Source organism: uncultured Devosia sp. (genome assembly GCF_913055165.1).
GTDB lineage: Bacteria > Pseudomonadota > Alphaproteobacteria > Rhizobiales > Devosiaceae > Devosia.
On the sequence record NZ_CAJXJS010000043.1, the window covers coordinates 23,990 to 32,038 of the forward strand.

Below are 8,049 nucleotides of genomic sequence, written 5' to 3' on the forward strand. Positions count from 1 at the left end.
GCCTGACCAATGACCGACATTCCATCCGGCAACAGATCAGGCTTTTCCTTCCCCTCCATCCGGCAGGTGATAGAGACCCTGCGCTCGGGCGACATTGCGCTCGCCACGGGTGTGATGGCGCTGATCGTCATCCTGATCGTGCCCATGCCGCCGCTGCTGGTGGACATGCTGCTGGCCATATCGATCGTCTTCTCGGTCATGATCCTGATGACCGCCTTGTTCATCCAGAAGCCGCTGGAATTTTCGTCCTTCCCCACGGTCTTGCTGATCGCAACCATGCTGCGGCTGGGTCTGAACCTCGCCACCACGCGCCTGATCCTCTCCGAGGGGCATGAGGGCACGGGCGCCGCCGGCCACGTCATCGAGGCCTTTGGCAGTTTCGTGACCGCCGGCAATTTCGTCATCGGTATTGTCGTCTTCATCATCCTGGTGATCGTCAACTTCATCGTCATCACCAAGGGTTCGGGCCGTATCGCAGAAGTCGCGGCCCGCTTCAGCCTCGATGCCATGCCCGGCAAGCAGATGGCGATCGACGCCGACCTCTCGGCCGGGCTGATCGACGAAGACACCGCCAAGAAGCGCCGGGCCGATCTTGAAGGCGAGAGCGCATTTTTCGGCAATATGGACGGCGCGAGCAAGTTCGTACGCGGTGATGCCATCGCCGGCCTCATCATCACCTTCATCAATGTCTCCGCCGGCATGCTCATCGGCATCATGCAGCAGGGTCTGGGTTTTCAGGAAGCGGCCAACAACTACACACTGCTCACGATCGGCGACGGCCTGGTCAGCCAGATTCCAGCGCTGATCGTCTCGACTGCCGCTGGCATTCTCGTCTCGAAATCCGGTGTCACCGGTGCGGCCGACAAGGCCCTGACCGCCCAATTCACCGGCTATCCGCGGGCCTTGGGCATGTCCTCGGCGGTCATGGCGGCCCTTGCCCTTCTCCCCGGCATGCCGCTCTTGCCCTTCATGGCGCTCTCCGGCGCCGCTGGCTACGCCGCCTGGCGCGCCAGCCGGTCCAAGGCCGTCCGCCAGGTCGAAGAGCAGGCCCAGGAGATAGCCAAGGCGGCACCACCGGCACAGCCATCCGAACCGCCGATTACCGACAGCCTCAAGATCGACGACCTCAAGCTCGAACTGGGCTACGGCCTGCTCAGCCTGGTCAAGGAAGACGAAAGCGGCTCCGATCGGCTCACCGAGCAGATCAAGGCCCTGCGCCGTCAGCTGGCACTGGAACTGGGCTTTGTCATGCCGCCGGTGCGCATCCTTGACAACATGCAGCTCGAGCCAAACGACTATAAGGTTCGGATCAAGGAAGTGGAGGCCGGCGCCGGCCAGATCTACGCCAACCAGCTCATGGTCATGGACCCCTATGGCAACCCGATCGACCTGCCGGGCCATCACACCACCGAACCGACTTTCGGCCTGCCCGCGACCTGGATCGAACCCGCCCTGCGCGACGAAGCGGAACTGCGGGGGCTCTCCATCATCGACCCCTCGACTGTGATCTCGACCCATCTGACCGAGATCCTCAAGGCTAATGTTGCGGACCTGCTCAGTTACGCCAATGTGCAGTCCCTGCTCTCGGGCCTGCCCAAGGACCAGCAGAAGCTGGTCGAAGACCTCGTACCCAGCCAGATCACGGTGTCGGGCCTTCAGCGCGTGCTGCAATCTCTGTTGACCGAACGCATTTCCATCCGCGACCTCTCCAGCATCCTTGAGGCGGTCGCAGAAATCGCCGGCAATGGCCGATCGGTCCAGACCATCACGGAACATGTCCGCGCTCGCCTCGCCCGGCAGATCTGCGCGGCCAATCTGGGTCCGGACGGCAACCTGCCCCTGTTGACCCTATCGCCCCAGTGGGAGCGCGATTTTGCTGAAGCCATGGCCGGCGACGGAGACAATCGTCACCTGGCCATGGCGCCAAGCAAGTTGCAGCAATTTATCGGCGCCGTGCAGTCGGGCTACGAACGGGCCGCCCAGCAGGGCGAATTGCCGGTCTTGATCACCTCGCCCTCCATCCGCCCCCATGTCCGCTCGATCATCGAGCGCTTCCGCCCCCAGACCGTGGTGATGAGCCAGAACGAGGTGCATCCGCGCATCCGGCTCAAGACCGTGGGGAGCGTCTAGGGTGCATCTGCCGCCCGGGGCTCAAGGACAGGCGCATCTGCCGGTGGCGGATCGGCTTCCAGATCCGCAATCAGGGACTTCATCTCATCGATCTCACGCACCTGCGCGGCGATGATCTCGTCGGCCAGTTCGCGCACCCGCGCGTCGCGAATATTGGCATTGGTGCTGGTCAGCACGGCAATGGAGTGATGCGGGATCATGGCCCGCATATAGTCGACATCACCCACCAGGGCCTGGCTGCGCACAAGGAACAGTGATCCGGCAAAGACCGCGATCGCCCCGGCGATAATCGCGTAGTTGACGGCGCGCTTCCTGTACATGGCCCACATGAAGCCAAGCATGATGATGGCCATCGTCGCCCCCATCAAGAGCGCCATCCAGAGCCGCGTCTGACTATAGAACACATGATCGAACTGGTAGGTGTTGAGATACATCAACCCGTACATCACTACCGTCGACGTCGCGATCATCGCGGCAAAACGCAAATAGCTCATCAAGTCCTCCATTTGGCTCGGAAGACCAACGCACGCATGCCGGCTTTGTTCAGGTTCTATTGTCGATGCACGGCATCGTACCGTGCCAACTCCTCGGCGTCCGGCGCCTGAAAGGCGCCTAGCCACCCTTCGATATGCTCAAGCGTAATCGGCGGATTTTCGCGGCCGCGCTTCCGGATGCGTTCCAGCATGACCGGGATTGGAGCCGTCAACCAACAAAGCTCGACCCGAGCGCCAAGACCTCGCGCAACGTCCGCAAGTCCCAGCCGCTCATCGCGACCCCACGTCCCCCACTCGATGATGACGCTGACGCCCGCTGCAAGAAACCGCCGGCTGAGGCGCCATTGCATGGCCTCGACAATGGCGCGCCGCTCCTCATCCCAGAGGTCAAGCTTGAGTTCGTGCATCCAGGCGTCGGGTTCCATCCGCACCGCGCCGGTTTGCGCCTCGAGTGCGGCGGCGCGGGTCGATTTGCCGACCCCGGGCAGGCCGGCAATAATGAACAGTGTCGCGCTCACCGCTGGGTCAGCGCCAGCTTGGCCCCCAGCATCACAAAGGCCGCGGCAAAGCTGCGCCGCATCCAGGTCAGCACAGTTGGACGCGACATCACCTGGCCGCGAATTGCGGCGGCGAATAGCCCGTAAAGTGCAAACACCAAGAAGGTCATGAGCATGAACACGCCGCTCAATTCGAGCATGCGACTGACTGCATTTGGCGTTCCGGTGGGCACGAATTGCGGCAGGAAGGCAAAGAAGAAAATGGAGAGCTTGGGGTTGAGCAGATTAATCAGCATCACCTCGGCGGCCATGGCGCCGAGCGGCTTGCTCTCCTGCCGGGCCTCTACCGAAAGAGCGCCGGTTTCGCGCAGCGTCGACCAGGCCATGTAGAGCAGATAGGCCACCCCGAGATATTTGATGATATCAAATGCCAGCGCGCTGGCATGGAGTACCGCGGCCAGCCCGGTGATGGCGGCCAGCATATGGGGGACAATGCCGAAGGTACAGAAAAGCGCGGCCCAGAGGCTCGCCTTGCCGCCTCGTCCCAGCCCGGTGGCAATGGTGTAGATGGCCCCTGCCCCCGGCGAAATGACGACGATCAGCGTGGTGATCAGAAATTCAATGCTCATCAAGGCCTCCCGCCTGAGCGGGCACTATGCCCCGCTGAGACAGGTTGCGCCAGAGGAGAGCTTAACCCAGGCCGCCTGGCACGACCGGCGGCAGGTCAAGCTTTGACGCTTCGGCCGACGTATCGACTTCGTCTTCCTCGGCCAGCTCACGCTCGGCCTCATACCAGAATTCCTGTTCGCGGCCTTCGGGCTGTCCGGCCTGGTCCCAAAGCTGGTAGGCGCGGTCGCGAATTTTGTCGTCCTGTGCGTGTTGCATGCTGTCCTCCTGCACTTCAAACCAGAACGCGGCGGCCAGCCTTACAGTTGCGGTGGAACAAGCAAGTTAACGGCTGCATTATCGCTGCGACGTCGAGGGCCACCCATGAAGCTGTTCTCCTGCACCCATTGCGGCAATACGGTCTATTTCGAAAACGCCGTGTGTGAACGCTGCAGCCATCAATTGGGATATCTGCCCCACAGGGCACAGTTGGTATCACTGGTTGAAGACGGAGGCCTGTGGACCTCGCCGGCGATCAACGACGACGCCTTCGTCTTCTGTGCCAATGCTGCTCACGCCGCCTGCAACTGGTTGATCCCGGCAGAGCCAGGTGGTGACATCTATTGCGCCGCCTGCCGGCACAACGAGACCATTCCCGACCTGTCCGACCCGGCCAATCTCCAGCGCTGGCAGACCATCGAGCGGGCCAAGAAGCGGCTGTTCTATTCCCTGCTCCGGCTGGGCCTGCCGCTGAAAACGCGCGCGGAAGACCCACTCCACGGCCTCGCCTTCCGCTTCCTGGCCGAAGACCAGAGCGCGCCCCAACGCGTCATGACCGGCCACGACAATGGCATCATCACCATTGCCTTGGCCGAGGCCGACGACGCCGAACGCGAATACCGGCGCACCAGCATGAACGAACCTTATCGGACGCTGCTGGGGCACTTCCGTCATGAAATCGGGCACCACTACTGGGACCTGTTGGCGGCGGAGGGGTCAGCTCTTGACGTGTTCAGGGACCTGTTCGGCGATGAGCGTCGGGACTATGCCGCGGCCCTGCAAGCCCATTATGCCGATGGCGCACCGCCTTCCTGGTCGCAAACCCACATCAGCGCCTATGCGACTGCTCATCCCTGGGAAGATTTCGCCGAAACCTTCGCGCATTATCTGCACATTATCGACACGGTCGAAATGGCGGGGGCCTTCGGCGTACGCGCCCGTCCCAACACCGGCGACGAGCACCTTTCAATAGCGCCAATGCGTTTCGATCCGTACCTCGAACCGGATATGGGAACGATCATCGACAACTGGGTCCCGCTGGCCAGCCTTATCAACAATCTCAATCGCGCCGTCGGCCATGCCGACGCCTACCCCTTCGTGCTCGGCCCCGCCGTCGTCGAAAAGCTGGCGTTCGTCAATACGCTGGTGCATCAGGCGCCGGTTCGGGCCCAGCTCAACCGCGTCTAGTCACCTGATCATAGGGCGCCAGCGCGTCCTCGAGTACCTGCAGGTCATCGGGCAAATCCGCTTCGAACATCATCTCCTCGCCCGTAGCGGGGTGTTCAAATCCGAGCTCGGCCGCATGCAGGGCCTGGCGTCCCAGCGCCTTGACGGCCGCAGCGACCGGCTCTGGCAGCTTGTTGATCTTGGTCGCAAAGCCGGGAGCATAAAGCAGGTCGGAAACCAGCGGGTGGCCGATATGAGCCATGTGGACTCGGATCTGGTGCGTACGCCCGGTCTCGAGCTGACACTGGATGCGGGTAATATCCCAGCCCGGCTCGCCATAGCGCGCCTCGACCGCGTAATGCGTTATGGCCTCACGTCCACTTTTCAGCACCGCCTGTTTGAGCCTGTTGCCCGGATCTCGCCCCAGCGGCGCATCGACCGTGCCCATGCCCGACTGGGTCGAGCCCCAGGCATAGGCAATATAGGCCCGGTGCAATGGCCCGGTACGGCCGTGATCGGCAAACTGCTCCGATAGGTGCTTGTGCGCCTGCTCGGTCTTGGCGGCCACCATCACGCCCGACGTGTCCTTGTCCAACCGGTGGACAATGCCGGGGCGCTTGACCCCGCCAATGCCTTTCAGGCTATCCCCGCAATGGAAAATCAAGGCATTGACCAGCGTACCGCTCGGCGAGCCGGGAGCCGGGTGCACAACCATGCCCACGGGCTTGTTGATGACGATCAGGTGCTCGTCTTCATAGAGGATATCAAGCGGGATGTCTTCGGGCTGTGGATCGGGATCTTCCGGGGGCGGGGCGACAAGCACGATTGTCTCGCCGGCCTTGAGCCGGTATTTGGGTTCGGCAACTGTCCGACCGTCCACCGTGACCGCGCCGGTCAGGATCAAATCCTTGATGCGATTGCGGCTAAAGACGTCATGCGCTTTGGCCAACATGGCATCGAGCCGCCCGCCGTCCATCGTGGCGTCGACGACAACCTCAACGGGCTCGCCCTCCAACTCGAAATCGATGTCATCCGCCATGAACAATCCTGAACCAAACACGCCGGACGCCGCCGACACCGAATTGACGCCCGAAGCCCGGGCCATGCTGGGAAAAGCCCGCCGCTCATTTGCGGTTTCCATGGGCATTTTGTTGCTGGGCTTTATGGCGATTGGTGTTGCACTTGTCTATCGCGTCATGCGTGACAGCCCGCCCCCAGCCGTGGCGGAAAGTGTCTCCATCCCCACAGGCGCCGAAGTGATTTCAGCGCTCAACACCGATGGCACCATCCAGGTGACATTCCGTGCCGGCGGCGCGACCATGCTCAACATCTATGATGCAGGGACCGGAGCGCTGGAGCGCAGCGTACAGATCGGCGCAGAGTAGCGGCCGAACGTCTCTGCTAGCGCCCCTGAATTTCCTTGAGCGCGGCCAGCCGATCCGAAACTGTTCCGCGCTGGGCATTGGCCGGCGTCGGCAGCACGTCGAGCCCCTCTCCGTCGTCAGCGAAACGTTGCACGCGGTCGAACAGGCTCTCTTCCGGCTGCGCTTGAGCCGGTGCCTCGTGATCCACCGCATAAACCAGACGGCTGACGCTGGCGGCAATGTCGTTGAGCTTTTCGCGCAGATGCGCTTCCTCGAACCGCTCGGTCTCCCAATCAGCCATGATTGAGGCCTCGACATTGCTGACCTTGTGCCGCAGCCGTTGGAGTTCCTCCTCCATGGAAAGCTTGTCGGCCAGAAGCTGCTCGGCGCGCCCTTCGCTCTTTTCCACGACCAAGCTGGTTTCGGCCAGAAGGGCGTTGAGCCGGTTTTCGGCGCTGGCAATGCGCGCCTCAGCAGCCACAAGTTCTTCGGCATCGGCCTCGCGCTCTGCGTCGCGACCCGCCAGGGCATCGCGCATTTGCGTAATGGCCGCGCTGGCCTCGGCGCTCCGTCGATCGGATTTCTCCAGCCGCTCGATCAGGCTATTCGCCTGCTCTTCCAGGAAGGCGGCCCGCTTGCGCTCTATGGCCAGCGCCGTCGTCAACTGGTCGATATCACTCTCGTAATCGCCAGAAAGAGCAAGGCCGTCGACCTTGGTGGCCTTGGCCAGCCCGCCGCGCAAGGAATTGCGCAACTCTTCGATTTCGCCGGCGCGGCTTTCGAGTTCCCGGTCGCGCTTGCGCAGACGGTTGGCGAGATCGGCTCCCTCTTTCTCAAGTTCGAGAATGCGGGCGCGCAGCTCTACCTCGCGACCCTCCAGCTCGCGCACGACGTCCAGGTGCCTCTCACGTTCGGCCTTGAGGGCACCGAGATCAGTGCGCTTCTGGTTGACATCGCTGAGCTGCTCGGCGAGCCGCTTGCGCAGGGCCTCCACATTCATCTCCAGCCGGCGCGTGGACAGAGCGAATTCGGCCCGCAGCTGATCTTTGTCGGCGCGAAACTCGGCCATGGTGATGGGCGTCGCCGCTTCGATGCGCCGCTTGGTCAGCCGCACGGCCCGCTTCCACACAGCTGGCATGATGACGAGTGCCGCCAGCCCCGCCACCAGCAGGCCCAGCGCAAAATACATGATGTTCTCGATCAGCATCGATGCGGCCTCCGGCAGCGCACATGCGCCCGCCTTGGGACTTTCCCTTATCCGGTTTTGGCAGCAAAGACGGCGCTCGGCCATCTTCGGCAATGATTAACCCTAACGGGTTTGAGGCTGGCCGTCACGACAAAGCCGGAGCTTTCACCCCGGCTTGCAAGGAGTTGATCGGTTCTGGTCGTTCAGAACGGGTTCCAGGTCGGCTCGGCGGTGAAGTTGAGATAGCCCACATTGATACCGAGACGCGCGCCAACGCCGGAGCGGATCGGCACAACCACCACATTACCGCGCTTGGTAACCGTCAT

10 protein-coding genes are annotated in these 8,049 nt (G+C 62.4%); 3 read left to right on the forward strand and 7 right to left on the reverse strand.

Features of this window, described 5'->3' with window-relative positions; all coding sequences use genetic code 11:
- The first annotated feature begins 9 nt into the window (after positions 1-9).
- Positions 10-2,130 (forward strand): flagellar biosynthesis protein FlhA, encoded by a 2,121-nt coding sequence (flhA, locus tag QZ564_RS13640; RefSeq protein WP_297110872.1) that lies wholly within the window; start codon positions 10-12, stop codon positions 2,128-2,130.
- Here flhA and QZ564_RS13645 read toward each other — a convergent pair.
- The 4 genes from QZ564_RS13645 to QZ564_RS13660 all read right to left on the reverse strand — a co-directional run bounded on the left by QZ564_RS13645 (position 2,127) and on the right by QZ564_RS13660 (position 4,006).
- On the reverse strand, positions 2,127-2,624 hold the full coding sequence (locus tag QZ564_RS13645; RefSeq protein WP_297110875.1) for a DUF305 domain-containing protein: 498 nt from the start codon (positions 2,622-2,624) through the stop codon (positions 2,127-2,129). The two genes, flhA and QZ564_RS13645, sit on opposite strands and share 4 nt — an antisense overlap.
- A gap of 56 nt (positions 2,625-2,680) precedes the next feature.
- A complete protein-coding gene (locus QZ564_RS13650) occupies positions 2,681-3,142 on the reverse strand; it encodes an ATP-binding protein (RefSeq protein ID WP_297110878.1) in 462 nt (153 codons plus the stop codon).
- Entirely contained in the window at positions 3,139-3,750 is a 612-nt protein-coding gene (locus QZ564_RS13655; RefSeq protein WP_297110880.1) for a LysE family translocator, read from the reverse strand. The genes QZ564_RS13650 and QZ564_RS13655 overlap by 4 nt, the downstream gene beginning before the upstream one ends.
- 61 nt (positions 3,751-3,811) lie before the next feature.
- Positions 3,812-4,006: a DUF2934 domain-containing protein gene (locus tag QZ564_RS13660; protein WP_297110886.1), complete on the reverse strand. Its 195-nt coding sequence runs from the start codon at positions 4,004-4,006 to the stop codon at positions 3,812-3,814.
- A gap of 105 nt (positions 4,007-4,111) precedes the next feature.
- Between QZ564_RS13660 and QZ564_RS13665 the strand changes: the two genes are divergently transcribed.
- Complete coding sequence (locus QZ564_RS13665) at positions 4,112-5,194, forward strand: putative zinc-binding metallopeptidase (RefSeq protein ID WP_297110889.1); 1,083 nt, start codon at positions 4,112-4,114, stop codon at positions 5,192-5,194.
- Here the strand turns inward: QZ564_RS13665 and QZ564_RS13670 are convergent.
- The gene (locus tag QZ564_RS13670; RefSeq protein ID WP_297110906.1) at positions 5,181-6,149 is read right to left on the reverse strand and encodes an RluA family pseudouridine synthase; all 969 of its coding nucleotides are present in this window, start codon (positions 6,147-6,149) and stop codon (positions 5,181-5,183) included. The genes QZ564_RS13665 and QZ564_RS13670 overlap by 14 nt on opposite strands.
- A gap of 61 nt (positions 6,150-6,210) precedes the next feature.
- On the opposite strand from QZ564_RS13670, the gene QZ564_RS13675 reads away from it, so the two are divergent.
- Positions 6,211-6,558 (forward strand): DUF6476 family protein, encoded by a 348-nt coding sequence (locus tag QZ564_RS13675; protein WP_297110892.1) that lies wholly within the window; start codon positions 6,211-6,213, stop codon positions 6,556-6,558.
- 16 nt (positions 6,559-6,574) lie between these two features.
- On the opposite strand, the gene QZ564_RS13680 is transcribed toward QZ564_RS13675, so the two are convergent.
- Complete coding sequence (locus tag QZ564_RS13680; RefSeq protein WP_297110896.1) at positions 6,575-7,744, reverse strand: hypothetical protein; 1,170 nt, start codon at positions 7,742-7,744, stop codon at positions 6,575-6,577.
- Positions 7,745-7,926: 182 nt separating this feature from the next.
- The coding region (locus QZ564_RS13685; protein ID WP_297110909.1) for an EipA family protein at positions 7,927-8,049 on the reverse strand (123 nt) is incomplete at its 5' end.

Coding starts and splice junctions, on each gene's coding strand:
- QZ564_RS13660 (WP_297110886.1), bottom strand. CDS start 4,006: ATGCAACACGCACAGGACGACAAAATTCGCGACCGCGCCTACCAGCTT.
- QZ564_RS13655 (WP_297110880.1), bottom strand. CDS start 3,750: ATGAGCATTGAATTTCTGATCACCACGCTGATCGTCGTCATTTCGCCG.
- QZ564_RS13645 (WP_297110875.1), bottom strand. CDS start 2,624: ATGAGCTATTTGCGTTTTGCCGCGATGATCGCGACGTCGACGGTAGTG.
- QZ564_RS13665 (WP_297110889.1), top strand. CDS start 4,112: ATGAAGCTGTTCTCCTGCACCCATTGCGGCAATACGGTCTATTTCGAA.
- QZ564_RS13680 (WP_297110896.1), bottom strand. CDS start 7,744: ATGCTGATCGAGAACATCATGTATTTTGCGCTGGGCCTGCTGGTGGCG.
- flhA (WP_297110872.1), top strand. CDS start 10: ATGACCGACATTCCATCCGGCAACAGATCAGGCTTTTCCTTCCCCTCC.
- QZ564_RS13670 (WP_297110906.1), bottom strand. CDS start 6,149: ATGGACGGCGGGCGGCTCGATGCCATGTTGGCCAAAGCGCATGACGTC.
- QZ564_RS13675 (WP_297110892.1), top strand. CDS start 6,211: ATGAACAATCCTGAACCAAACACGCCGGACGCCGCCGACACCGAATTG.